This window comes from Micromonospora sp. PRAS1, from assembly GCF_059553435.1.
On record NZ_JCANNB010000012.1, the window covers coordinates 132,928 to 157,257 of the forward strand.

A 24,330-nucleotide genomic window follows, 5' to 3' on the forward strand; every position below is an offset into this window, starting at 1 on the left:
TCAAGGGCAGGCGGCCGTGACGACGACGGGTGCCGATGCCAGCACCGGCGGCCGGCACTCACCGGATGCCGCCGGTCGCCAGGCCGCGGCCAGGTTGTGGACCGGGTCCTCCGGCCGGTAGCGACTCCACTGTGCGAGGTCGTTCCCACCGTCCAGGCCGGCCGCGAGCAGCACGCCGTAGGAGCCGGTCCGGACGGCGGCCAGTAGCAACCGCATGCCGACCGTCGGATAGCCGAGCGCGGCACACGCCTCGTCACCCTCGCGCCAACAGGTCCAGGCGCGGGCCGGGTCGTTTATCGCCCGGTCCGGGTACGGGGCCGTGAAGAGGTCGTACACCACCGCTTCGGTGCCCAGGGTCCGGCCGACGCTCTGCCAGAAGTCGATGGCGTGTGCGGCGTCCGGCATCGGCTTGGCGCAGACCGCCCGCTCGTCCCGGCAGATCGCACCCGGACCGGTGTAGCGGCCGTGGCTCCAGGCGAGCGCCACGATCGGCGTGATGCCGACGGCGGTCAGCCGCTGCGTGTACGTCACGACCTCCTGCCGGTACGGTTCGCCGCCGTAGCGCGGGTCGACGTACGGCAGGCCGAGCCAGCACGCCTCGTTGAGCGGGAGGTAGACGGCCTGGATGCCGCGGGCGACGAGCCGGGCCACGGCGTTCGCGTCGACCGGTCCGTCCCAGATGCCCCGCCCCTGCACGCAGCGGGACTCCGCGCCGGTGCGCGCGAGCGGTGCCAGCCGGCGGGGAGTCACCTCGTCGATGACCGGGGAGATGCCCCAGAGCCGGTCCCGCACCACGCTGACGTAGGGCGCTTGTCGTTCCTCGCCGGGAGTGAGCACCCGCACGTGCGGGGCGGCACTGCTCTGTTTCGCGCCCTGGTTGTCGTACGCCCAGGCGAGCAGGGTGTAGCTGCCGGCCGGCACGTCCTGCCACCGGGCGGTGTACGGCGCGGTCGTGTCGGTGCCGAGCGGGACCGGCTCCGGCGAACGGTCCAGGGCGAAGAACTCCACCCGGGTGATCCGCCGGCCCGGCGCGGGCGTGGCATTGGCCGCCAGCATGATCGTCGCGGGGGCGAAGAAGTGGTCACCGTGCTCGGGCCGCGTCATCTGCACGACCGGCCGGTTCGGGTCGGGCCCAGGGCTGGGGGAGAGGCTGGGACCGGGGGACAGGCTCGCCGTGGGGTTCGGCGTGCCCGGTGCTGTCGGGCCGGGCGAAGTCCATGGCGGCAGCGCGGTAGCGCAGCTGACGCCGTTGAGGGTGAAGGCGTCCGGGGCGCTGCCCTTGACCCCGTACGTCATGACGTACGAGAAGGACCTCGGCTGCTCTGCCGGCAGGTCGCCGCCGGGCAGGCTGCGCAGCGTGACCTGCCCGCCGTGCTGCTCCCAGTGCACGCCGTCGACGTGTTTGAGCTGCACACTCGGGTACCGGAGCTGGAAGCTGAGCGTCCACTCGGGCAGCGGACGGCCCATGCTGAGGATGGTGAACTCGCCGCGGAGCATCGACGCGTAGTGGAACCGCGTCTTGAACTCCACGGCGCATCCGTTGGCGGCGGAGGCCGGCAGCACCGGGACGAGGGCGCCCGAGGCGGCGGCGAGCGCGGCGGCGGCCAGCGCGGCGAGGCGTTTCCTCATCGGCAACCCCTGCCCATCGACATCAGTCAATTCGATGGTCGGCTGAGGCAGGGTCGGAAGTCAAGGGCTTCCCTGGGTCCACAGAGCCGTCGTCGGCGGGTGGGCGACAGCGGCCGGCTGGCTGGTGCTGGCGATCAGCGGCTCCGCCAGCAGGACGACGAGCGCCGCGACGGCCAGCAGACCGCCGGCCAGCGCCGTGCTGCGTACCCCGAACTCGGGCAGCAGCACGGCACCGAGCAGGGAGCCTCCGGCGATGCCGACGTTGAAGGCGGCGGAGTTGCCCGCCGCCGCCAGATCGGACCGTCCCGGTGCCACTTCGAGTACCCGGTTCTGTAGGGCAGGGGTGAGCGCACCCATGGCGAACCCCGACAGGGCCAGCAGCGCCCCGATCGCCGGCATCGACTCGGCCAGGAGGAACATCCCGACCAGGGCGACCGCGAGGAGCAGCACCGGCGTCACCATCGCTACGCGCTGGTTGCGGTCGCTCGCGATGCCGCCGGCGGTGATGCCGGCGAAGTCCGCGAGCCCCCGGATCAGCAGGAGCAGGCCGATGGCCGCGGGGGCGAACCCGGTGACGTCGGTCAGGAACACGGCCGTGTAGGTGAACGCCGTGAACAGCCCGCCCACCGAGAGGGCGGTGGCGACCACGACCGTCGCGTAGCGGCGGGCGTCCGGGCTGGTGCCGGTGAACGAGTGGGTGTCGGTCTCCGATATCGGGGGCATCAGGGTGACGATGGCCCCGAACGCGGCCAGCGCCAGCGCGGCCAGGGCCAGGAACGCCGCCCGCCACCCAAGGTGCTGTCCGAGCCAGGTGCCGGCCGGCACACCGAGCATCGGGCCGAGGGAGGCCCCGGCGAAGACGACCGCGGTGACCCTTCCGCGTACCCGCCGGGGGAACATGCCCGCGGCGGCGGGGGCCACGATGGCCCAGAACAGCGCCTGGGTGAGCGCGACGACCACGCGCGCCCAGAGCAGCAACTGGTAGTCGCGGGCGGCAGCCGAGACCACGGTGGCGATGACCAGCACGCCCAGCAGGACAGTCAGCAGACGGCGACGCGGTACCCGCTGGGTGACATAGGTCAGCGGCACCGAGACGATCGCGACGGTGGCCGCGTACCCGGTCACGAGCAGGCCGGTGTGCGACAGCGACACGTTCAGGTCGGCGGCGATGAGCGGGAGCATCCCGATCGGCAGCGTCTCCATGGCGACGTAGCAGAACGCCGAGATGGAGAGCGCGATCAACGCCCCGACCGCCCGCCGCGAAGCGGACGTCATCGGCTCCGGTGACTGTTCACGATCGCTCATCGGCTGCCCTCCGTCCCTCGGCCACCCGCCCGAGCGCCTGGCGAGCTGACGTCTGATCGTTCAGCTGCTCGTGGAGCCACGGTGCCGGCCCCGCAGGCTTGTTGCGGGTGCCCGCGGTGAGCAGGCTCAGCGCCTGCCGCCTCGCCTCGCGGAGACCCAACCCACCATCGTGGTAGCGCCTGAGCAGATCGCGTACCCGTTCCACCTCGGGGTCGCGTGCTTCCTCCCCTTGCGTACCCGAGGCGGTCGCTGGTGCCAGAGCCAGCTGAAGTGCCTCACTGTCCGGGGCCGGTCGTCCGGCGGCGGTGAACAGCAGCACCGCCGCGTGCCGTAGCAGCACCTCGTCGCAGAGCAGGCGGGTGGCCGGATCGGAGTTGTCCCGCGCCACCGCGACGGCCTCGTGCAGTGATTGCCTGGCGAGGTCGAACGACTCCACCTGGACATGCAGCGAGCTGAGCTGGACCAGGGCATCCATCAGGTGTGGGAAATCGCCCTGGCGGACCCAGTGGTCGACCGCGAGGCGTGCGAGTTCGACAGCCGTCGGCAGGTCGCCGGACGCGCAGGCGGCGAGTGCGCCGTTTGCGCACGCCACTGCGGCGTTCCACCAGTCCTTGACCGACGCGTACAGCGCCTCCGCTCGGCGGTTGGCGGCCACGGCGGCAAGATGCTGCCCGGCCTGACGTTCGGCTCGCGCCCGCTCGAACCACGCCGAGGCCCGCAGCGTGGCCTCTGCCCACTGATCGGCCAGTTCCGTGGCGATGCGGCCCCATTTCAGGGCCTCCCCGCCCGCCTCGGTGTCCCGGGCGAGGAGGCAGTTGTTTACCGCCACGGGCACCGCGACCGCCGCCTGACCGGCCGCCATGAACAGCGTGAAGGACCTCTCGCCAGCGCTGAGAGCGGCCGTGGCCTGTCCCTGTTCCCAGAGCAGGATGCTCAACCTGAAGTCGGCTTCGGCGACGCGGGCGGGCAGACCGTACTCGTGGGCGAGACGGGCCGCCCGGCGGCTGTATTCCACGGCCTGATCGAGGGCGTTGGCTCGCATGAGGTCCGCCATGAGCAGGCAGGCATTCACCGCGGCCTCCGGATCCTGCCCGCGAAGATGGAGTTGGATGCGGATATCGTTGATCGCGACCACACTGTCGATCTCGCCGCGCCCCTGATGCAGCACGTGCAGGCTGCCGGCCAGATCCAGGGCGAGGTCGAACCACTCGCGCTCCTCGCAGAGACGCACCGCGGCATAGAACCGGGCCGGGTCCAGCTCGCCGGAGAGGTCAGCGCCGGGCTCCTGGTCGACCACCTCGACCAGGCGGTCCCGCAGATAGCTGACGGACCGCAACTGGAAGTCGCGTACGACCTCCTCCGGTTCCTCCTCGGCCAGGCGTTCCCTGGCGAAGAGCAGGACCAGGTCGAACAGGGTGAAGGTGGCGAGAATGCCGGCACCGAACGTACGGCCGAGTTCCTGCTTGGCGAGGCTGCGGTCGACGAGACGGTTAAGCAGCATCTCCTGCCGCAACGCCGCCGTGTCCAGGCAGTAGCCGAACTCCGGCCCGGTCGCGGCGGATCCGGGCGTCGCCGCGATGAGCCGGAACGTCCGCTTGGCGACCGGATCCAGATTGTCGTAGCTCAGGTGGATCGCTGCCCGGACCGCCCGATCACCCGCGTCGAGGTAGTCGAGCCGGGTGGTCTCCTCCTCCAGCACCTGGACGAGGTACTCCAGGGCGAGATCGGGGCGACTGGCCAGCCGCGCGCCGATCATGCGTAGCGCCAGGGGCACCTGCGCACACAGGTACGCGACCCGGTGCAGAAGCCCATGGTCATGGGTACGCCGCTCATCGCACCTGGCCAGGACCTCGATCGCGGACCGGCTGTCCAGTGGCTCGACGCGGAACACCAGGCCGGGATCGGCGAACCCCTGAAGGCGGTCGCGTGACGTCACGATGATGGCGCAACCGGTCGGCGCCTTCACCAGCGGCGCCACGTGTGCCGCGTCCAGCGCGTTGTCCAACACCAGCAGGACCTGCCGGTCGCGTAGCTTCGCGGCGAACGCGGCGAATCGGCTCGCGTCGTCCATCGCCTCCGACAGGTTCATGTCGAGTGCCTCGGCGACCATCCTGACCACCGTCAGGGCGTCGCGTCGCGCGTCCGGCTGGAGACCGTGCAGGTCGATGTGGAGGACGCCGCCGGGAAATGCCGGAATCAGCTCACGGGCCGCCTCGATGGCCACCGTCGACGTACCGACGCCCGGCTGCCCGGAGAGGAACGCGGTGGCCGACCGGTGGGTTTCCACGCGTCCGCTGACCGCTCGGACGATCGTGGCGATCAGGTCGGTTCGACCGGCAACACACGGGTCGGCGTCCGGTAGCCCGCACATCTGCGCCGCGATGTAGCTCATTTCGAGCTGGCGATACCGCTCGGAACCGTGACCGGACGTGGCCGCCTCCGGCTGGGCGGCGGGCGGCGATGCGGGGTCGACGTCGCGGCTGGAGCGCAGTGGCACCGCCTCGAGCGATGTCGATCGCAGCGGTGGCAGGAGCGCGGCGAGGGCATCGAGGAACTCGAACTGCGCGATGGAGCGTACGTTCAGCAGCGCCTCACCCAGATACTGCTGGCAGGTCGGGGAGAGGTTGCCGAACGTCTCGTTCGTCAACTCCTCGAGCAACGCGCGGGTCAGCGCGGCCAGCATGGTGGCGGATCCGACGTCCGGCTCGGATTCGTCGACCAGGGGCGCGATCCACCGCCGTACCGCCTCGTCGTGCTGCGGCATGGACGGCAGCAGCAGCCGTGGATCCAGGCCACGGAGCCGGAGCCGGGTACGGAAACTGCGCAGTGCCCCGTCGCCGTACCGCCCGCCGCGACCGGCACTGTCGATAAGCAACTCCACAAGCTCGCCGATCTCGCCGATCCCGCGCCCGGAGTCGTCCAGCGCGACCAGCACCCTGGCCGCCTCGACGGCGGCTTCGCGCGGACCGCCGATGGCGCGCGCCGCCTGGCGCACCGGCAGTGCACGAGCGACGGGGGCCTGGACCGAGCGCACCATGCGTACCGGCTCGGCGAGCAGGAGCCGGCGACCGAATCGGATCCACGGCAGGCTGTTCAACAGCTCTGCCAGGTCCTCTGCGCGGGCCACCCACACCGAGTCGCGCAGCCAGCCGTCGACGCTGTTGTACCGGGCCGACACCACGCCGACCACCGCATGGTCCGACATCCGCCGCACCGGTGCGCCACTCATCCCGGGCATCAGATCCGGTGACGAGAATCGACCCAGCGACACGTCGTCGTGGCGCCTGGTGCCACCGCGCCACTGCCCAGGTGCCGTCAACCAACGCAACTCCCGGCCCGGATCATCGACGTGCGCCACGCCGGTGACCACCACGCCGGTCTGCAACGGCACCGTGTCGGTCGCGTCAAGGCCCTCGACCACGCTTGGCAGCGGGGTGTCCGTGGTGAGCACCGCCAGATCACGCAGCTGATCCAAGCCGGCCACCCGGGCCTCTACGGGAGCGAACCCGCCGGCCAGCGCGTCGACCCGTACGGCCACGTCGACCCGGCCGGCGTCGATGTCGTCGAGCACATGACAGGCGGTGGCCAGTACGCCGGGGGAGACCTGGAAGCAGGTGCCCACCGCCGTGCCGGCCGCGTCGAGAATCCGCCCGAGGTAGCCCGGGACGGCGGCGTCGTCAGTCACGAAGCGGCGTCTTCGTCACCGCCGTCCGGTGTTCCTGCCGCCGCCGAGGTGCCCGCCGGGTGGTAACCGACGACGACCTTCAGCGACACCTCACCCGAACCGCTCGCCACGATCACGTCGCCCTTGGCGGTGAACTTGAGCCCGAACTCGACCTCGAGCTTGTCCGGGCGGGCACCCGTCGCCGCCAGCCGCGTCACCGTCCGCGCCACCTTCGTCGACACCGCGACGATCGCGTCCTGCGCCTGCTCGAACGCGTTCACCACCTGCGTCTGCGCGCGGCTGCGCGCCGAGGTCTGCTCCGTGCCGGCCACCCGCGACGTCTCCACCAGCAACTCGACGTCTTCGACGCGCACCGCGATGACTTGACTACCCATGGCTCGGCACCCTGCCAGACTTCCCCGGCGCCGGCCAACCTCCGATCGGACAGCGCGGGTGGGGTCAGCGGCCTCCGCGGCGAGCGGCCGGCCGGGCCCGGGCGGAGAAGGCCGCCGCACCGGATCGTGCCGGTGCGGACCGGGCCGAGGTGCTCGCCGCCGGCTTGCCGCCGCGACGGCCCCGGCCGCCGGAGGCCGGCTGCGCCTCGTGCCGTACGCCGGCGGGGCGGGGGGCGGGCTGGGGAACCAGCGTCCGTTCCCCGGGGGCGATTTCGCGGAGCAGCGCGTCACCCGGGCGCAACCGGGTCGTGGTCGCCGTGATGCCGGCCTTGCGGGTCAGTTCCCGCACCTCGGGCACCTGCCCGTCGGTCATCAGCGTGACGACTGTCCCGGCCGCGCCGGCCCGGGCGGTACGGCCCGAGCGGTGCAGGTAGGCCTTGTGTTCCACCGGCGGGTCGGCGTGCACGACCAGGGCCACGTCGTCGACATGGATGCCGCGTGCCGCGATGTCGGTGGCGACAAGCGTGTGCGCGTCGCCGTCGGAGAACGCTTGGAGGTTCCTGGTGCGCGCGCCCTGAGCCAGGTTGCCGTGCAGTTCGACGGCGGTCACCCCGGCCGCGACGAGTCGGCGGGCGAGGGTCTTCGCACCCCGCTTGGTACGCGTGAAGACCACGGTCCGGCCCGGTGCGGCGGTCAGCTCGACCAGTACGGCGAACCGCTCGTCGGCGTTGACGTGCAGGACGTGGTGCGCCATTGCGGTGACCGGCGAGAGCGTCGAGTCGACGCTGTGCACGACCGGATCGGTGAGGAACCGCCGCACCAGCACATCGACGCCGGCGTCCAGGGTCGCGGAGAAGAGCAGCCGCTGCCCGTCGCGCGGGGTCTGCGCCAGCAGCCGCCGTACGGTGGGCAGGAAGCCGAGGTCGGCCATGTGGTCGGCCTCGTCGAGCACGGTGATCTCGACGGCGTCCAGGTGCGCGTTGCCGGTCTCGACATGATCGGCGAGCCGGCCCGGGCAGGCCACCAGCACGTCGACCCCGGCGCGCAGCCCGGTGACCTGAGGTCGGGCGGCGACGCCACCGAAGATGGTCATCGTGCGCAGCGACAGCGCCTGTGCCAGCGGCGCCATCACGCTGTCGATCTGGGTGGCCAGCTCACGGGTGGGTACCAGGATCAGCGCCCGGGGTCGCCCGGCCCGCCGGGGCGTGGTGCTGGCGGCCAGGCGGGTCAGCACCGCCAGTACGAAGGCATAGGTCTTACCCGAACCGGTGCGCCCCCGGCCGAGCACGTCCCGCCCGGCGAGCGCGTCGGGCAGGGTCGCGGCCTGGATCGGGAAGGGCCGGTCCACCCCGGTCGCGGCCAGCACGCTGTTGAGCGCGTCGGGCACGCCGAGGTCGGCGAAGGTGCGGGAGTCGGACGAGGTGGTCTGGCGTGGGCGGCGTGCCGCCATGAAGGCTCCGAACGTCGAAGGGACGTCCCGCCCGGCGCTGACCGTCCGGCCGCGGCGCGTGGCGTGGGACATCGAACCCGGCCGCCATGCTGGGCGGGCCGTGCTGTCAGTCTACTCGAAGCCGCCGCCGGTGCTCGCTGCCAGCCGGAAGGCGGGGTACGCGCATCGGTGCTTGTCGATCAGGGCTTCTCGATCTGCCAGCGGCTCTGGCCGCCCATCCACGCCTGGGCCAGGATCTCCGCCGACTGCCGGCCGGGGCATGGGTAGATCTTGGAGCGACCGGCGTCGCCGCCGGCTCGCGCCTCCACCTCCCACGACTCGCCATCGGTGCGGATAAACACGTCACGACGCCCTCGTGCGGTGCGGTTGCCATTCCACCAGTGGCGCTCAGTCTTCACCTCCCGACCGTATAACACCTGCTCCGAGAGTGGAACCTTGGCGATCTTGTCGAGCGTCGGCGCGGACCCGAAGGCATTCAACTTCTGCTATATATGGGAACGCTTCCACGCCCTCATTCCCCGAGTCCTCCAGGGAGAACCATGCGCAACCTTCTCGCCGCGTTGACCGCCGCGCTGATGCTCGGCGGCACGGCCGGCAGCGTCCCGTCCGACGCCGCAGGTGCCGCCCAGCGTGGCTCCTGCACCCGCCACATGCTCTTCTGCGAAGACTTCGAGCGCCTGCCGCGCGGCGGCCCCGCCAGCCTGAACTGGGGCGTCGACACGCGTAACGGCACGCTCACCGTGGAACGCGCCCACCGCGGCAACCAGGTGCTGCGCATCCACACCGTCGACAACGGGCGCGCCTTCTTACGCGTCGACGACTTCGCCGCACCGGGCAACCGGTTCTACGGCCGGATGCGACTGCGTGTGGACGCCTTCCCGACCGCCCCCGACTGGGCGCACTTCACCCTGGTCGAGGCGACCGGCAGCGGCAGCTCGGAGATCGTCCGCCCGATCGGCGGCCAGTACGCGCCGACGGTCCCCGGCATCTTCTGGGGCGTGGGCGCGGACGGCGGGCCGACCGGCGACTGGACCAACTGGCGGGAGTCCGCGCCGGTCGTCGAGGACACCTGGCAGTGCTTCGAGTGGAAACTCGACCCGGCGGACAACCGCGTCACGGTCTGGATCGACGGGGTGGCGAACCCGGAGCTGACCGCCTCCACCAACCAGCACGGCGGCAACGACGTGCCCTTCATCCTGCCGACGGTGAACACCGTGAAGATCGGTTGGCAGCTCTACCAGGGCGGCACCACGCCGGGAGCCTTCGACCTCTGGATCGACGACATCGCACTTGCCACCAAGCGCCTCGGCTGCTGAGGCGGTACAACGGCCGACCCCCCGCGCCCCGTTGCAGCGGAATGGTGGTGTCCCGAGCACCGGAATGCCGCCATTCCGCCGGAACAGAGTTGATCAGTCAGCTGCGGCGCCCGGTCCGCCGGGAGCCGACGCGGGCGGAGATCGCCGCGGCGAGTCGGCGGGGCACCGCCCGGTTGAGCCCGACGATGGCCTTGTACCTGGCGGTCGGAATGCTCACCCGGACGCCTCGGGAGAAGTCACGCAACGCGGCGTCGACCACGGCCTCCGGCTCCAGCCACAGGTAGCGCGGTACGTCGTTGACGTCGAGGTCGGCGCGGCGGTGGAACTCCGTCCGGACCCAGCCGGGGCAGACGGCGGTGACCTGTACGCCGCTGCCCACGGTCTCCGCCGCGACGCTCTCGCTGAAACTGACCACCCACGCCTTCGAGGCTCCGTACGTGCCCCGCGCGACGAAGGCCGCGATGGAGGCCACGTTTATGACGCCGCCGGTGCGGTGGCGCAGCATGTGGGGGAGCGCGGCGTAGGTCAGCCGCAGCACCGCCTCGCAGTGCACGCGCATGGTCGTCAACTCGACGTCGAGCGGCGCGTCGAGAAACCAGCCCTGATGGCCGAAGCCGGCGTTGTTGACGAGCAGGTCGACGCCCTCGGCCGCGCGCTGCTCCGCCACCGAGAGCCCCTCCTCGGTGGCGAGGTCGGCGACCACGGTCTCCACGTGGACGCCGTGGGCGGTCCGCAGTTCGCCGGCCGCCGCCTCCAGCCGGGCGCCGTCGCGGGCCAGCAGGACCAGGTCCGTGCCGTCGCGGGCCAGGCGGCGGGCGAAGGCGGCGCCGATGCCTGCGGTAGCTCCCGTCACCAGTGCCACCGACATGAGCGACACGCTACCAACCGGCGTACGTCGTGGACTGCGTGGATCTCAGCCGCCGTCGGAGCCGTCCGCACCGTCGAGCCGGCCTCGGGCACCCGGTGCCATCCGTCGCACCAGTTCGGCGCTGCGCCGGGGACGACGCTCCCGGTCGAAGAGGCCGAAAGGTACGTCGTCGCCGGCAAGCCACTCGTAGTTGTCGATCCCCGTCCAGAAGAAGACGCCGTCGACGTCGATTCCGCCGGACCGGGCGTCGTCGATGTGCCGCAGGGCGCGGCCGAGGTAGTCGGTCCGGGCCTCGTCGTCGTCGCCTCCGTAGCCGAGTTCCGCCACCACGAACGACCGCCCTGGCAGCTCGCGGGCCAGCCGCGACAGCACCTCCGCCAGACCGTCTGCCCACGGCACGTAGCCCAGCGGTCCGGGCGACGCCCCGAACGGGTACGGCCGGGGTTGACCGCCGCTGTCGACGGCGGTCGCCGCGTAGTAGGAGAAGCCGTAGTGGTCGAAGGCGTCGGCGTACTCCTCGCTGCGGGCGAGGCCCAACCAGGAGTCCCACACCACCGCGTCCCACTGCGCGACGGCGGCTGCCGCCTCCGGGCTGCTCTCCGCAGGCACCAGGTGGGTAAGCGACTCGTTGGCGCAGACCGGACGGCCGGAACCACGCAGGTACGACGCCGCGTCGAAGTCGGCGCGGTGCACGGCCATGAGCGCCTGGAGAAACTCCGGCAGCGAGCGTACGCCGGGCGGGAAGGTGCCGGTCAGGTACGCCTTCTGCGCGAAGCTGGTCGGATTGTTCACCGGCATCCAGCCGTCGACCAGGTCCCCGAACTCGTCGGCCACCAGGTGTACCCACCGGCGCCAGTGCTCGCCGACCTCGGGGCCGAGGAATCCGCCCTGCTCCGCCAACCACCGGGGCAGCGCGGTGTGCAACAGGGTGACCCACATCCGCAGGCCGGCGGCACGCCCGGCGGAGAGTACCTCCCGGTAGTGGTCGACGGCGGCCCGGTCGACCCGGTCCGGCTCGGGCAGCACCCGGGCCCAGTTGACCGACAACCGGTGGTCGGTGAAGCCCCAGCGGGCCAGTAGTTGCAGGTCGTCGGCGTACCGCTCGGTGAAGCCGTTGCCGCTCGCCGACTTCGGGGCGCGACCCGCGAGTTCCCAGGCGTACCAGTTGTCGGCCGCGTAGGCGCCCTCGGCCTGCACCGCCGAACTGGCCGTGCCCCACCATCTGATCGGCTGTTCGACCCGCCGGTGTGCGGTGGGCGGCACGTTGTCGGCCATGGCTGTCTCCTCCGTCGTGGGTTCGGGGGCGGTGATCGGACCGCCGGCTGTCGGGCCGCCTCAGGCCGCGTTGCTCCGGTCGGCCACCCGGTCGCCGGAGTTGTCCCGGTCCGCGGCGATGCGGGAGAAGGCGGCGGCGACCTGTTCGAGGTACCGACTCTCCCTGGCCAGACTGGCGTCGCCGACGCTGCGGGGCGGCAGGACGGCCGGCGTCGCGCCGGTGCCGTCCGAGCGCCACCGTTGCAGGCCGGTGACCAGCGCGACGGCGTCGACGTGTGCCTGGGCGGGATCGCCGCGCAATCCGCTGCGTCGGGCCTCGTCCTGGGCGGCACCGACGGCCTCCGGATCGCTGTACGGCTGCAACAGCAGTTGGGCGTCGCGGATCTCGATGACGCGCCGGTAGAGCCGGATGTCCATCGTCCAGCGGGCCGGTTCTGCGGCCTCCTCGGGCTGCGTCAGCATGACCTCGGGCACCGCCGCGGACAGCTCGCGCCACAGTGGTGCCAGCCGCCGGTAGGACCGGTACTGCCGCAGCAGCCGCCACGGCATCAGCGCGCGGGGCCCCCACACCGGCAGCGTGGTGCCGCCGGCGATCAGCACGCCGCCGAGCGCCGCCAGGGCCGTGGAGATGGCCGACTCGTCGCCGGGCAGCTGACTCCCCGACCAGGCCGCGATGATCAGGGCCATCTTGTAGGTGGTGTGCACGGCGTAGACGACTCCACCGGTGGCGACCATCCGCAGGCCGGTCCGGAGCATCGGCCCGACGTGCCGGGAGTACCTGATGGACAGGTGAATCAGGTCGACCACCGCCAACGCCAGGCAGGTCAGGTAGAGCAGCTGGTAGATCGCGATCGGGGTGGAGGTGGCGTACCGCTCGACGAAGTTCGTGACGTTTTCGGTCTTCGCGGAGATCAGTAGCACCGTCATCGCGAGCGCCACCAGGCCGACCAGGGTCAACCGCTGCCGGACCCGGTGCCGCGCCACCGGCGGTGGATGCACCAGATGCAGCATCATGACCTGTATCGCGCCGGCCGAGGCGAGGGTGAGCAGGTTGCCCAGCAGGCGCCCGCTGTTGGGTATGCCCAGGAACTCGCTGATCAGCACGGTGTGCGGCGGGGCGAGGACGAGGAAGGCGGTGCCGAAGGCCAAGAGCCCGAGGCACATGGCTCTCGGGCCGGGCGCGTGCGGCTGCCGGCGTACCGAGCGGATCTTCAGCAGGGCGGAGATCAGCGAGATCAACCCGGCAGTGACCATGATGGCCCGTTGCATGCGCGGCCTATCCCTCGAATGTGGAGAGCAGCCGATCCAGCTCGGCGCCGAGCTTCTGGTCGGCCGGGGCGGCGGGGCGGGGCCGCCGGTCCGCCACCTTCCTCATGATCAGCGTCGCGATCAGCTCCGCCTCCTGCTCGTCCCGGTCCGAGTACGACCCCCGCCCCAGGAACCGGCTCACCAGCGCCGGATCGAGATCCGGTGCGAGTAGCGCGGCGAGATCGGTGCCGGCGCCGCCGCCCCGGTGGTCGCAGAGCATGTGTCCCAACTCGTGCAGCACCGTGTGTTCCTCGAGCAACGGGGTGGTCCGCGCGTAGCCGATCACGTCGGCGTCGGGCAGAGCCATCCAGAGGCCGCACATCGCGCCGGCCACGTGGTCGTAGGGAAGCAGGTGGATGGGGCGGCCACGCCACTGCGAGATCCGCTGGACGAGCGTGGTGAGGACGAACGGGTCCGGTATGCCTACTTCGCGCTCAAGGCGCCGTACCTGCTCGCCGCAGAAACTGCGCAGGTCTCGGCCGTGCACGCTCCCCGTCTCCTCCCGTTCGACCGCGCGCTCGGGCTGCACCGCGCCACGTCGACCGAGCCACCTCCACGGACCGGATCGCAGCTGCCGCCGTCATCGTGGTGCCGCGCGATCTTAACGACCGTGGGAAGTGGTGTCGAGGCAGAACGTGAGCGCCACTCAGGACGGTGGCTGTTCCCGGCCGCGCTCGACTTCCTGGAGTCGGGCGACCATCTGCTCGACCACCAGGGCGCTCGCCGGGGAGAGCCCGGTGTCGGCGAGGACGGTACGCAGCGCCACCTGTTGCACCTTCATCTCCCGCAGCTGCGTGAGCATCGTGATCTGGTCCTGGACCCGTTGGGTCACCTTGTCGTCGACGAAGAAGGCCGGGTCCACCTGGAACGCCGCCGCGAGGGCGAGGATGTGTGAGGTCCGGGGGTCGTCGGCGACGCCGCGCCGCAGCTCGCCCACGTACGCGGCGCTGATCGTGACGCCGGAGGTCGCGGACCTGCGGTTGATCTTGTCGGCGATCTCCTTGTTCGTGTACGGGCGACCGAACTCGTCGGCGTCCAACTCGTCCCGCGTCGGCCGGATCTTGTCGAACAGGTAGTTCAACTTGTCGGCGAGCGTGTCGAGGGACGGTGGCCCGCCCTCCCCTCGGACATCCTCGACCATCACCCACTCCTCAGCCTCGTGTCGGCGCGAGACAGCCGTGCGTGCGCGCCGGGTCCTGCGCCTGCGCGTAGGCCACCCTACCGCCGTCTCGGGATGAGCCCCTGCCCGGCTGCGCAACAACCGTGAGGTGCTCAGACCGCAGGATAAACGGATGTTTGATTTGATGGGAGGGGTGGTGTGCCGCCGGTGGAGCGCTAGCGCCTGTCCGCAGCGTCCATCGACGCCACCGGGTCGCCGTAACTGGCGGGGGAAGCATAAACGCTCGTGTAGTGATCTGTGTGTCCCTTAAACGGGCGTTGACAGCTTCTCCGGGCTGAGCCCTATGATGAGTCCTGCCCGCAGATGTTCCGCGAGGTTTCGAGGACGAGGTGCAGGCAAGGGGGCGTCCGGGCCAGTCTCGGGTCGCGCGAGCACCAGGAGCGTTCCTGATCAACGGGGGCTCGCTGCCGCTCCGGCCTTGGGAATGTCGGAGCGGCAGCGAGAATTGGGCTCGCGCTGAAGTGGTGCTCGATTGACAGCGGCTGTGCGGGCGGACGAGACTGGCCCGACAACTCAACAACCGCGTGTGCGTGCGGGGGAAGTCCGGTCGAAGTCCGGCGCTGGCCCGCAACGGTAGGCCGCCGGGGGTGTACCCGGTGGCGAGCCCGAATACCTGCCGCACCCGCGAAATCCCTGCTCCTCACCCGTCGTGGCCCACGGGTCGGAGGCCGGCCAGCCGACTGCTCGGCGAACGGGCCGGGTTTCTGACGACCGCCGGGCCGGAAAGGCGCTTCCGATGGTCGTCCGCCTCAGCCGGTACCGCCTGCTCTCCCTGATCTGCGGCGTGTTCGCCGCTCTCACGCTCACCACACCGGCGCCCGCCACGCCTACTCAGGTCGGTGCCGTCCAACCGGATGCGGCCGCAGCCTGCACCGGCACGTCCGGCGTCACCGTGGTGGTCGACTACGGTCCACTCGGCGGCGGCGTCCAGGTGGAGTGCGCTCTCGGTGACCCGGCCACCGGGCTGGCCGCGCTACAGGGCGCCGGCTTCGCGGTGACCGGCACGCAACGCTGGGGGTTGGCTTTCGTCTGCCGGATCAACGGCCAGCCGACCGCCGCGACGGAGCCCTGCGTGAACACCCCACCGGCCAGCGCGTACTGGTCGTACTGGCACGCCTCCGGCACCGGTGCCGCCTGGACCTACAGCACACTGGGAGCGAGCAGCTACGACCCAGCACCGGGCACGGTCGAGGGCTGGTCCTTCGGCGCCGGCGCGCCACCCGGCATCACCGCCCCCTGACGGGCGTGTACCCCTGCCGGATCCCGCTGCGAAAGGCACCCCTCATCATGTCCATGTCCTCGTTGCGGCGCATCGGCGTCGGCCTCGCCATGGTCACCGCCACGACGCTCGCCACCGCCGTCGGCGTACCCCTCGGTGGGGTGGCTGCCCCCACACCCGTGCACACCGCCGCTGGCCGCGACGCCGCTACCTGGCTCGCCGGTGAGTACGTCGGCGGGGTCCTGCCCGGCCCGTTCGGCGGAAATGACTGGGGGCTGAGCATCGACGGCCTGCTCGCCCTCGCAGCCACCGGGGTGGCGACCTCGACCCGGCAGGCGGCGACGGCGCGGATCGCCGCGAACGTGCGGTCGTACAACAGCTACGACGACTGGGGCATCGAGGGCTTCACCGACGGTGGCGCCACCGCGAAACTGCTCTACGCCGCCTCCGCCGCCGGTGCCGATCCCACCGATTTCGGCGGGTGGGACCTGCGCGCCGAGACCCTCGCGCTGGTTTCCGGGCCGCAGACCGGTCACCGGTACGGCCGGATCACCAGCCGGATCACCGAGGAGACCGGCCCGGACCCGAGCAACACCTTCGACCAGTCCTTCGCCGTGCTGGGCCTGGCCCGCAGCGGCGGCGCACCGCAGGAGGCCGTCGACTTCCTGGCCCGCCAGCAGTGCGCGGCCGGTGGCTTCCGGCTCTATCCCGACGCCGACGGGGCGCCGTCGCCGTCCTGCGACGCCCAGCCCAACGCCACACTGGACGTCGACTCGACAGCGATGGCCGTTCAAGCGCTCCTCGCCGCAGGTGCGGACGAGGCGGCGCGGCGTGGCGCGGACTGGTTGGTGGCGCAGCAACGCGCCGACGGATCATTCGGTGGCTCCGGGCCTACCAGCGGCGCGAACTCCAACAGCACCGGCCTGGCCGGACAGGCCCTCGCCGCAGCGGGTCACCACGCCGAGGCGGCCCGGGCCGCGCAGGCCCTGGCGGCACTCCAGCTCACCGCCGACAGCGGTGGTACGGCGGCGGCAGATGCCGGCGCCATCGCGTACAACACCGAGGCGTTGACGGCGGCCCTCGACACCGGGATCACCGCGAACTTCCGGGACCAGTGGCGTCGCGCCACCGCCCAGGCGTTGCTCGGGCTGGCCCAGGTGCCGCTCGGACGGATCGGCCTGGACATACCGCCGTCCGGCGAACCTTCCCCTTCAGCCACCGGCTCGCCGACGCCGACCGGGTCACCCACCCCCACCGGGTCACCCATCCCCACCGGGTCACCCACCCCCACCGACTCGCCGACGCCCACCAACTCGCCGAGCGACGGGCCGACGCCGAGCGACTCGCCGTCGACGCCCACCGCTACCGCCACCGCGCCGACCCCCACCGGCTCCGCCAGCAGTCCCGGCGGGGGCGGGGTGGGCCGCCTGCCGACCACCGGCACAGCGATCGGCGGGTACGTGCTCACCGCGCTGCTTCTGGTCGGTGGGGGAGCGGTACTGCTGGCGCTCGGCCGTCGGCGGGCCACATGACCGCCCGGGTAACCCGCGTCGCCCTCGCCCTCACCCTGGCCAGCGCCAGTGCGCTCGTCGCACCGGGACCGGCTGCGGCTGCCGGCGGCGCCGGCTACTGCCCGGACGCCAACGGAGTCACCGTCGTGGTGGACTTCAAGGAACTCGGTGGCGGGACGGTCGTCCGCTGCGCCCCCGGCGAGCAGGCCACCGGCCTGGCGGCGTTGAAGAACGCCGGCTTCCAGATCGCCGGCACGCTGCGCTGGGGCGAAGGGTTCATCTGCCGGATCGAGGGGAGGCCCTCGGCCGGCGAGGAACGATGCGTCGACACGCCGCCGGCCAGCGCCTACTGGTCGTACTGGCACGCACCCAACGGTGGTGCCTGGACGTACAGCGACAGGGGTGTGCTCAACCGCAAGCCACCGGCGGGCAGCTTCGAAGGCTGGTCGTTCTCGCTGAACCGCAGCGCCGACAACGCCCCCCGACCCGCGGTGGCACCCACCCGGCCGGCGCCGCCGCCACGCACCACGCCACCGGCGCCGGGCAGCACCCCACCGGCCCCGCCGCGCAGCACCCCGCCCGCGCCGCCCTCGCGCACCACGGCACCGCCGCCGGCCGCACCACCACCGGCCGCCGGTGCACCCGCCTCCGCACCCACCGTGCCGGGTGCTGCCACACCGGCCGGTACGACCGGGTCGACCGCCGCTGCCAGCGTGGCGTCGACCGGCGGCCCCGTCGTGCCGACGGCGGACGCCGGCGTGCCACCGCTCGGAGCCGACCCCGCCGCGTCGCCGGACCGGTCGACGGACTCCTTCCCGCCGACCGAGGTCACCGCTGCCCGCGAGACCGAGGGATTCCCGTTGGGCAGCCTGGCCGGGCTGCTCCTGCTGGTCGCGCTCGCCGGCGGAGGGATCGTCGCGGCCCGCCGTAGACGGACCGCCGAGCCGGATGACTGACCAGGCCACCGGCAGCAGGGTCGCCCGGCGGGCACCGGTGGCCCCGCCCGCCGTAGCGGAGACCGGGCGGCTGCCGAGGGCCCTGCATCCGGGTGCCTGGTGGTGCTGGGCGCTCGGTCTGGCGACCACGGCCAGCCACACCACGAACCCGCTGGCCCTGGCGCTGATCATTGCCGTCGCCGCGCTCGTGGTCGTCCGCCGTCGCGGCGACGCCCCGTGGGCGCTGTCGTTCCGGATGTACCTGGTACTCGGCGCGTTGATCGTGACCATGCGGGTGGTGTTCCGCCTGGTCTTCGGTGGCGGACAGGGTGACCTCGTCCTGTTCCACCTGCCGGAGATACCGCTGCCGGCGTGGGCGGCCGGCATCCGGCTGTTCGGGCCGGTCGCCGCCGAACAACTCCTCGGCGGCTTCTACGACGGGTTGCGGCTGGCCGCGATGCTCATCTGCCTGGGTGCCGCCAATGCCCTGGCCAACCCGAAACGGCTGCTCAAGGCGGTCCCCGGTGCCCTCTACGCGGTCAGCACGGCCGTGGTGGTCGCGCTGTCGGTCGCTCCGCAGTTGGTGGAGAGCGTGCTGCGGGTTCGCCGGGCCCGCCGGTTGCGGGGCGCCTCCGGTCAGGGGGTGCGCGCCCTACGCGGGATCGCCCTGCCGGTGCTGGCCGACGCCCTGGACCGCTCCCTCGTGCTGGCGGCGGCGATGGACTCGCGCGGCTACGGCCGCAGCGCCGCGGTACCGGCCGGCCAGCGCCTCCTCACCGGTGGGCTGGTGCTCGCCGGGTTGGTCGGCGTCTGCGTCGGCACGTACGGGCTGCTCGATGCCACCGTGCCCGGTCACCTCGGCCTGCCCATGCTGCTGGCGGGTCTGGCCACCTCCGTGGCCGGAATGCTGCTCGCCGGCCGTCGGGTCCGGCGTAGCCGCTACCGGCCGGACCGCTGGCGGAGCACGGAACTCGCCGTCGCCGGCTGCGGGGTGGCCACCGCCGCGCTGATGATGCTGGCCGGCTCCGTGGACCCGGCCCGGCTCTACCCGCCGGTCAGCCCGCTCAGCTGGCCCGAGCTGACCCCGCTGGTGCTCCTCGCCGTCGTGGTCGCGCTGGCTCCGGCCTGGCTGGCGCCGCCGCCGGTGCTGGCGGCGAACCCCGCGCCCCGACCGGAGGCGAAACGATGATCGAGTTCGACCGGGTCACGGTACGCTACGCCGAAGCGCGTGAGCCGATGCTGCGCGATGTCGACCTGCACATCCCGGAGGGCGAGCTGTGCCTGGTCGCCGGTCGTACCGGCACCGGCAAGTCGACCCTGCTGCGGGCCATCAACGGGCTGGTGCCGCACTTCACCGGCGGCACCCTGTACGGCACCGTCACCGTGCAGGGGCGAAACACCAGCAACCACCCACCGCGCGACCTGGCCGACGTCGTCGGCGTCGTCGGCCAGGACCCGCTCGCCGGCTTCGTCACCGACACCGTCGAGGAGGAACTCGCGTACGGGATGGAACAACTCGCCCTGCCCGCAGCGGTCATGCGCAAACGCGTCGAGGAGACCCTCGACCTGCTCGGCATCGCCGAGTTGCGGGACCGTCCGCTGCGGACCCTCTCCGGCGGGCAGCAGCAGCGGGTCGCCATCGGCGCCGTGCTCACCAGCCATCCGCAGGTGCTGGTCCTAGACGAGCCGACCTCGGCCCTGGACCCCACCGCCGCCGAGGAGGTCCTGGCCACCGTCACCCGGCTGGTCCACGACCTCGGCGTCACCGTCGTGATCGCCGAACACCGGCTCGAACGCGTGGTGCAGTACGCCGACCGGCTGCTCTACCTGCCCGGCGACGGTACCGTCGTCAACGGCGAACCGGCCGTCGTGCTCGCCGACATCGACCTTGCCCCACCCCTTGTCGAACTGGGCCGCGTCGCCGGCTGGGCACCCTTGCCGCTGTCCGTACGCGACGCCCGTCGCCGCGCGGCGGATCTCCGGCAGCGGCTCGCCGGCACCACCGCACCGCCGGCACCGCCGCCACCGGACGGCGTTCCCGCGCTGACCGCCCGCGAGGTCGTGGTCCGCTACCCCGGCACCGTGGCCGTGGCCGGCGTCGACCTCGACCTGCACCCCGGTCGGGTCGTCGCCCTGATGGGCCGCAACGGTTCCGGCAAGTCCAGTCTGCTCTGGGCGTTGCAGGGCAGCGGCCCCCGGCAGGGCGGCACGGTCACCGTCACCGGCCCGGACGGTGCCGCCGACCCGAAGACCCTCACCGCCGCCCGGGCCCGACGACGCGTCGGGCTGGTCCCGCAGACCCCCGGGGATCTGCTCTACCTGGAGACGGTGGAGGCCGAATGCGTCCAGGCCGACCGGGAATCGGAGGCACCCGCCGGCACCTGCCGTACCCTGGTCGACCAGCTCACCCCCGGGCTGCCCGGCGACCAGCATCCGCGCGACCTGTCCGAGGGACAGCGGCTCGCCCTCGCGCTCGCCGTCCAGCTCACCGCCGCCCCGCCGGCCGTCCTGCTCGACGAGCCGACCCGGGGACTGGACTACCTGGCCAAACAACAGTTCACCGCGATCGTCCGACGGCTGGCCGCCGACGGCCGGGCGGTCGTGCTCGCCACCCACGACGTGGAACTCGTCGCCGCCCTCGCCGACCGGGTCGTGGTGATGGCCCAGGGCGAGATCGTGGCCGACGGCACAACTGCCGAGGTCATGCTCGCCTCACCCGCCTTCGCCCCACAGGTCGCCAAGGTCCTGGCACCGCAGCCCTGGCTGACCGTGGACCAGGTCACCGCCGCGCTGGCCGGGCCGCCGGCGTGAACGTGCTGCGGGTGGCTCCGCGTACCGCTGTCATCCTGACCCTCGCCTCTGTCGCCGCGCTTGCGACCTTCACCTGGCCGTTCTTCGTGCCCGCCCGACCCGAGACGATGGCTCGTACCGCCGAGGCGCCACTGGTCTTCATCGTCGTACTGCCGGTTCTGCTGGCTCTCGTCCTGGCCGAACTCAGCTCCGGCGGCATCGACAGCAAGGCCCTGGCCATGCTGGGTGTGCTTGCCGCCGTCAACGCCGCCCTACGTCCGCTCGGCGCCGGCACCGCCGGCATCGAGACGGTGTTCTTTCTGCTCGTGCTCGCCGGCCGGGTCTTCGGGCCCGGTTTCGGGTTCCTGCTTGGCGCGATCTCGCTGTTCGCCTCGGCCCTGCTCACCGCCGGTGTCGGCCCGTGGCTGCCGTTCCAGATGCTGGCTGCCGCCTGGATCGGCCTCGGCGCCGGCCTGCTACCGGCCCGGCTGCGCGGTCGGGTCGAGATCGCCGTGCTGGCTGGCTACGGCACGATCGCCGCCTACGGCTACGGGCTGCTGATGAACCTCTGGTTCTGGCCGTTCAGCATCGGCGCGGAGACTCAACTCTCCTACGTCGCCGGGGCACCGGTGCTGGAGAACCTGCACCGCTTCGCCGTGTTCACCGCCGTCACCTCCACCTTCGGCTGGGACACCGGCCGCGCCATCACCACCGCCGTCGCGATCATCCTGGTCGGACCCGCCGTCCTGGCCGCATTGCGGCGTGCCGCCCGCCGGGCCGCGTTCGACGCGCCGGTAACCTTCGCGACGCCATCGGAGCTGTCCCGACGACCCGACGGCCTGCCCGGGCTCATCGCCGGGCGGCGACCAGGGCTTCCGCGAGAATGTCGAGCGCCCGCGCCCGGCGTACGGAATCGGTCAGCTCCTCGCTGACGGCTCGGGCGAGGGTGGCGTCGGTCAGGCAGTCGCGGTGTTGCCCCATCCGCAGCCGGGCCTCGGCCGCGACGAGGAGCGCGTCACACCGGACGACGTCGTCGTTGACCCGGCCATGCAGGTCCAGTGCGACCTGCGCCTGGGCGAGGGCGGCTTCGGGGTGGCCGGTCTGGACGCTCAGTTCGGCCAGCCGGACATGGTTGAGACTCTGCCCGCGCAGCGCGCCCGCCTGGTCACAGACGGCGAGTGCCGCCTGGTAGAAGCGGCGCGCCTGGTCGTAGCGCGCGAGCTGTCGATGGGCCTCGCCCAGTTGGTGGAGGGTGGAGGCCTCACCGTGTGAGTTGCCGGCCGCCCGGCAGCCGGCCAGCACCCGGTCGAAGACCTCGACGGCGGTCGCGATGCGGCCGGTGCGCAGGTGGACGGAGGCGAGGTTGTGCAGGCAGGCCAGTTCGATCTCGGGGAAGCCGTTCTCGACGGCCAGGTCGAGGGCCTGCGTGAAGAGTTCGCCGGCGCGTTGGTAGTCGTGGCTGGCGAAGTGGGCGGCACCGAGGTTGGCCAACGTGCCGGCCCGGCCGGGGAGGTGACCGTCCGCGGTGGTGGCGTCGAGGGCGACCTCCAGCATGTCCCGCACGTCGTCCTGCGGGCCGGAACGGTCGTACACCTCATGGAGCGTGTCGACGATCTGCCAGGCGTGGCGGGCGAAGCCCGCACCGGCGGCGGACCGGACCACGCCGGGCAGGTTTGTGCGTTCCGCCTCGCACCAGTGCAGCGCGTCGCCCTCGGTCGGGAACTCCATCGGGCGGACCGCGCTCTCGGGAAGGTCCGGCACGGCTGGCCGCTGCGGCGCCAACCACCTGACGGCGTTGACGGCGGTCAGCAGGTACCAGTCGAAGAGCCGACGCAGCGCGGCGCACCGCTCGTCGGCCGGCCCGTCGAGCCGGTCACGGTCGGCGGCGTACCGGTGCAGGAGGTCGTGCATCCGGTACCGGCCGATGGCGTCGTGGTTGACCAGGTGGGCCCGGGCGAGCCGGTTCAGGGCCCGTTCGGCTTCCGTCGGCTCCGTCCCCAGCAACGCGGCTGCCGCCTCGACCCCGATGGTCGTGCCCGGGAACCGGCCCAGGCCGCGGAAGAGTCGGGCCGGCAGCGGGGCCAGCGCATTGACCGACCAGGCGAAGACGGTACGCAGGGTGAGTTCGTTGCTGTCGTCGCCGTCGATGTCGAGCAGCCGGTCCGCGAGTTCGTCGGCCAGCTCGCCGAGCGCGGCCCGGGGCTGGGAGGCGACGTGCTCGCCGATGATCCGCAACGCGATCGGCAGCCCGCCGGAGAGCCGCCCCAGGGTGCGCATCGCGGCGGGTTCGGCGTGGGCGCGTTGCGATCCGATGATCCGGGTGAGCAGGTTCTGCCGGTCGGCGTACGGCAGCGGTGTGACGGTCAGGCTCCGGACGCCGTGCCGGACGCTGAGTCCGCTGAGCCGATTGCGGCTGATCACGATCGTCAGGCTGGTCGCGGAGCGGGGGATGAGCTGTTGTGCCTGATCGGAATCGAGGACGTTGTCGAGCACCACGAGGATGCGTCGCTCGCTCAGTAGCCGGTGGTACAGCTCGCCGCGCTGCATGGGGTCGGCGGGGATCCGATCGGCGGGGACACCGAGGCCGACCAGGAAGCGTCGTAGGGCGTCCTCCGGGCGTACGGGGGACAGCTGACTGTATGCCTCGGTGTTCAGGTAGAGCTGACCATCGGGAAACCAGTCGCGACGATGATGACCCCAGCGGGTGGCAAAGGCCGTCTTGCCCACTCCCGGCATTCCGGTCAGCGCGATCACATTCGGGGTGCCGCTGTCAGTGGCGAGAACGTCAAGCTCGGACAACAGATCGGTGTGTCCGGTGAAATCCGGTACGTCGTACGGCAGTTGTCGGGGCACTGCCGTCTCCTGGGCCGGGGCGGGGTCGTCCCGATCCGGGCCAGGGGAGGAGGGTGCCAACTCAGCGATGTCCAGGTGCGGGTCGGTACGCATCCTGCGCCGGTAGCGGCGCCGGAAGGCGACGACGAATCGGTGGGCGTCATCGCTGCGGCCGGCATTGCATAGTGCGGTCGCCTGTAGTCGGGCCAACGCCTCGTCGAACTGATTGTCCGCGAGGAGTGGCTCCAGCCGGAGCAACGCCCGGTCGTGCTGGCCGGCGGCCAACTCGCTCGCGGCGAGCAGCTTCTCGGCGGCGAGCAACTGCTCCTGCATGTCCCGCCGCAGATGTTCGCCGCGCGCACCGTGCAGTTCGGCCAGGGGGTCGTGCCGCCACAACTGCACCGCCGTGGTGAGCAGGGCGATGCACCGGTCGTGCTGGTCCGCTGCGGCGGCCCGGCGTGCCTGGCTGGCCAGCCGCCGGAACCGGTGGTAGTCGACCAGGGTCGCTTCGACGTCCAGGCGGTAGGCGTTGACGCCGGGTACCCGTTCCAGCGCCTCGGGCAGACCGGCGGTCCGCAGCACGGTACGCAGCCGACTGGCGAGCGTGTAAAGCATGGAACGGCAGGCATCCATGGTGCGATTCGGCCATAGAA

Annotated in this window: 19 protein-coding genes and 1 riboswitch; of the genes, 7 read left to right on the forward strand and 12 right to left on the reverse strand. The window is 72.0% G+C overall.

What is annotated here, in order from left to right; translation table 11 throughout:
- The 6 genes from AC507J_RS14070 to AC507J_RS14095 all read right to left on the reverse strand — a co-directional run bounded on the left by AC507J_RS14070 (position 1) and on the right by AC507J_RS14095 (position 8,922).
- A complete protein-coding gene (locus AC507J_RS14070; RefSeq protein ID WP_496289586.1) occupies positions 1 to 1,629 on the reverse strand; it encodes an Ig-like domain-containing protein in 1,629 nt (542 codons plus the stop codon).
- Positions 1,630 to 1,689: 60 nt separating this feature from the next.
- Positions 1,690 to 2,934: an MFS transporter gene (locus AC507J_RS14075; protein WP_496289587.1), complete on the reverse strand. Its 1,245-nt coding sequence runs from the start codon at positions 2,932 to 2,934 to the stop codon at positions 1,690 to 1,692.
- Positions 2,921 to 6,619: a trypsin-like peptidase domain-containing protein gene (locus AC507J_RS14080; protein ID WP_496289588.1), complete on the reverse strand. Its 3,699-nt coding sequence runs from the start codon at positions 6,617 to 6,619 to the stop codon at positions 2,921 to 2,923. Before AC507J_RS14080 ends, AC507J_RS14075 begins: the two co-directional genes overlap by 14 nt.
- Positions 6,616 to 6,993, reverse strand: coding sequence for a CU044_2847 family protein (locus AC507J_RS14085; protein ID WP_496289589.1), 378 nt, complete (start codon positions 6,991 to 6,993; stop codon positions 6,616 to 6,618). The genes AC507J_RS14080 and AC507J_RS14085 overlap by 4 nt, the downstream gene beginning before the upstream one ends.
- Before the next feature lie 64 nt (positions 6,994 to 7,057).
- Positions 7,058 to 8,443, reverse strand: a complete 1,386-nt coding sequence (locus tag AC507J_RS14090; protein WP_496289590.1) for a DEAD/DEAH box helicase — start codon at positions 8,441 to 8,443, stop codon at positions 7,058 to 7,060.
- Positions 8,444 to 8,622: 179 nt separating this feature from the next.
- Entirely contained in the window at positions 8,623 to 8,922 is a 300-nt protein-coding gene (locus tag AC507J_RS14095) for a hypothetical protein (protein ID WP_496289591.1), read from the reverse strand.
- A gap of 60 nt (positions 8,923 to 8,982) precedes the next feature.
- Here AC507J_RS14095 and AC507J_RS14100 point away from each other — a divergent pair, with 60 nt between their 5' ends.
- Positions 8,983 to 9,759, forward strand: coding sequence for a hypothetical protein (locus AC507J_RS14100; protein WP_496289592.1), 777 nt, complete (start codon positions 8,983 to 8,985; stop codon positions 9,757 to 9,759).
- Between the two features lie 97 nt (positions 9,760 to 9,856).
- On the opposite strand, the gene AC507J_RS14105 is transcribed toward AC507J_RS14100, so the two are convergent.
- The 5 genes from AC507J_RS14105 to AC507J_RS14125 all read right to left on the reverse strand — a co-directional run bounded on the left by AC507J_RS14105 (position 9,857) and on the right by AC507J_RS14125 (position 14,351).
- Complete coding sequence (locus AC507J_RS14105) at positions 9,857 to 10,627, reverse strand: SDR family NAD(P)-dependent oxidoreductase (RefSeq protein WP_496289593.1); 771 nt, start codon at positions 10,625 to 10,627, stop codon at positions 9,857 to 9,859.
- A gap of 45 nt (positions 10,628 to 10,672) precedes the next feature.
- Complete coding sequence (locus AC507J_RS14110; RefSeq protein ID WP_496289594.1) at positions 10,673 to 11,902, reverse strand: family 1 glycosylhydrolase; 1,230 nt, start codon at positions 11,900 to 11,902, stop codon at positions 10,673 to 10,675.
- Positions 11,903 to 11,962: 60 nt separating this feature from the next.
- Positions 11,963 to 13,171 (reverse strand): MAB_1171c family putative transporter, encoded by a 1,209-nt coding sequence (locus AC507J_RS14115; RefSeq protein ID WP_496289595.1) that lies wholly within the window; start codon positions 13,169 to 13,171, stop codon positions 11,963 to 11,965.
- Between the two features lie 7 nt (positions 13,172 to 13,178).
- Complete coding sequence (locus AC507J_RS14120) at positions 13,179 to 13,739, reverse strand: hypothetical protein (protein WP_496289596.1); 561 nt, start codon at positions 13,737 to 13,739, stop codon at positions 13,179 to 13,181.
- A gap of 117 nt (positions 13,740 to 13,856) precedes the next feature.
- Positions 13,857 to 14,351, reverse strand: a complete 495-nt coding sequence (locus AC507J_RS14125; RefSeq protein ID WP_496289597.1) for a hypothetical protein — start codon at positions 14,349 to 14,351, stop codon at positions 13,857 to 13,859.
- Between the two features lie 552 nt (positions 14,352 to 14,903).
- Positions 14,904 to 15,024, forward strand: a riboswitch (cobalamin riboswitch).
- A 102-nt stretch (positions 15,025 to 15,126) separates the two neighbouring features.
- Between AC507J_RS14125 and AC507J_RS14130 the strand changes: the two genes are divergently transcribed.
- The 6 genes from AC507J_RS14130 to AC507J_RS14155 are packed head-to-tail and all read left to right on the forward strand — an operon-like array spanning position 15,127 to position 21,777.
- Positions 15,127 to 15,630, forward strand: coding sequence for an SCO2322-related protein (locus AC507J_RS14130; RefSeq protein ID WP_496289598.1), 504 nt, complete (start codon positions 15,127 to 15,129; stop codon positions 15,628 to 15,630).
- 53 nt (positions 15,631 to 15,683) lie between these two features.
- Positions 15,684 to 17,141 carry a prenyltransferase/squalene oxidase repeat-containing protein gene (locus AC507J_RS14135; RefSeq protein WP_496289599.1) on the forward strand — a complete coding sequence of 486 codons (1,458 nt, stop codon included), beginning with the start codon at positions 15,684 to 15,686 and terminating at the stop codon, positions 17,139 to 17,141.
- Positions 17,138 to 18,076 (forward strand): SCO2322-related protein, encoded by a 939-nt coding sequence (locus tag AC507J_RS14140; protein WP_496289600.1) that lies wholly within the window; start codon positions 17,138 to 17,140, stop codon positions 18,074 to 18,076. The genes AC507J_RS14135 and AC507J_RS14140 overlap by 4 nt, the downstream gene beginning before the upstream one ends.
- Positions 18,069 to 19,244, forward strand: coding sequence for a CbiQ family ECF transporter T component (locus AC507J_RS14145; protein WP_496289601.1), 1,176 nt, complete (start codon positions 18,069 to 18,071; stop codon positions 19,242 to 19,244). The genes AC507J_RS14140 and AC507J_RS14145 overlap by 8 nt, the downstream gene beginning before the upstream one ends.
- Entirely contained in the window at positions 19,241 to 20,866 is a 1,626-nt protein-coding gene (locus AC507J_RS14150; protein ID WP_496289602.1) for an ABC transporter ATP-binding protein, read from the forward strand. The genes AC507J_RS14145 and AC507J_RS14150 overlap by 4 nt, the downstream gene beginning before the upstream one ends.
- Complete coding sequence (locus tag AC507J_RS14155) at positions 20,863 to 21,777, forward strand: ECF transporter S component (protein WP_496289603.1); 915 nt, start codon at positions 20,863 to 20,865, stop codon at positions 21,775 to 21,777. Before AC507J_RS14150 ends, AC507J_RS14155 begins: the two co-directional genes overlap by 4 nt.
- On the opposite strand, the gene AC507J_RS14160 is transcribed toward AC507J_RS14155, so the two are convergent.
- Positions 21,695 to 24,292: a tetratricopeptide repeat protein gene (locus tag AC507J_RS14160; protein ID WP_496289604.1), complete on the reverse strand. Its 2,598-nt coding sequence runs from the start codon at positions 24,290 to 24,292 to the stop codon at positions 21,695 to 21,697. The two genes, AC507J_RS14155 and AC507J_RS14160, sit on opposite strands and share 83 nt — an antisense overlap.
- Positions 24,293 to 24,330 lie beyond the last annotated feature (38 nt).

Bases quoted from the DNA above. Each gene is read 5' to 3' on its own strand.
- AC507J_RS14070 (WP_496289586.1), bottom strand. From the start codon at position 1,629: ATGAGGAAACGCCTCGCCGCGCTGGCCGCCGCCGCGCTCGCCGCCGCC.
- AC507J_RS14075 (WP_496289587.1), bottom strand. From the start codon at position 2,934: ATGAGCGATCGTGAACAGTCACCGGAGCCGATGACGTCCGCTTCGCGG.
- AC507J_RS14085 (WP_496289589.1), bottom strand. From the start codon at position 6,993: ATGGGTAGTCAAGTCATCGCGGTGCGCGTCGAAGACGTCGAGTTGCTG.
- AC507J_RS14090 (WP_496289590.1), bottom strand. From the start codon at position 8,443: ATGGCGGCACGCCGCCCACGCCAGACCACCTCGTCCGACTCCCGCACC.
- AC507J_RS14100 (WP_496289592.1), top strand. From the start codon at position 8,983: ATGCGCAACCTTCTCGCCGCGTTGACCGCCGCGCTGATGCTCGGCGGC.
- AC507J_RS14105 (WP_496289593.1), bottom strand. From the start codon at position 10,627: ATGTCGGTGGCACTGGTGACGGGAGCTACCGCAGGCATCGGCGCCGCC.
- AC507J_RS14110 (WP_496289594.1), bottom strand. From the start codon at position 11,902: ATGGCCGACAACGTGCCGCCCACCGCACACCGGCGGGTCGAACAGCCG.
- AC507J_RS14115 (WP_496289595.1), bottom strand. From the start codon at position 13,171: ATGCAACGGGCCATCATGGTCACTGCCGGGTTGATCTCGCTGATCTCC.
- AC507J_RS14125 (WP_496289597.1), bottom strand. From the start codon at position 14,351: ATGGTCGAGGATGTCCGAGGGGAGGGCGGGCCACCGTCCCTCGACACG.
- AC507J_RS14130 (WP_496289598.1), top strand. From the start codon at position 15,127: ATGGTCGTCCGCCTCAGCCGGTACCGCCTGCTCTCCCTGATCTGCGGC.
- AC507J_RS14135 (WP_496289599.1), top strand. From the start codon at position 15,684: ATGTCCTCGTTGCGGCGCATCGGCGTCGGCCTCGCCATGGTCACCGCC.
- AC507J_RS14140 (WP_496289600.1), top strand. From the start codon at position 17,138: ATGACCGCCCGGGTAACCCGCGTCGCCCTCGCCCTCACCCTGGCCAGC.
- AC507J_RS14145 (WP_496289601.1), top strand. From the start codon at position 18,069: ATGACTGACCAGGCCACCGGCAGCAGGGTCGCCCGGCGGGCACCGGTG.
- AC507J_RS14150 (WP_496289602.1), top strand. From the start codon at position 19,241: ATGATCGAGTTCGACCGGGTCACGGTACGCTACGCCGAAGCGCGTGAG.
- AC507J_RS14160 (WP_496289604.1), bottom strand. From the start codon at position 24,292: ATGCTTTACACGCTCGCCAGTCGGCTGCGTACCGTGCTGCGGACCGCC.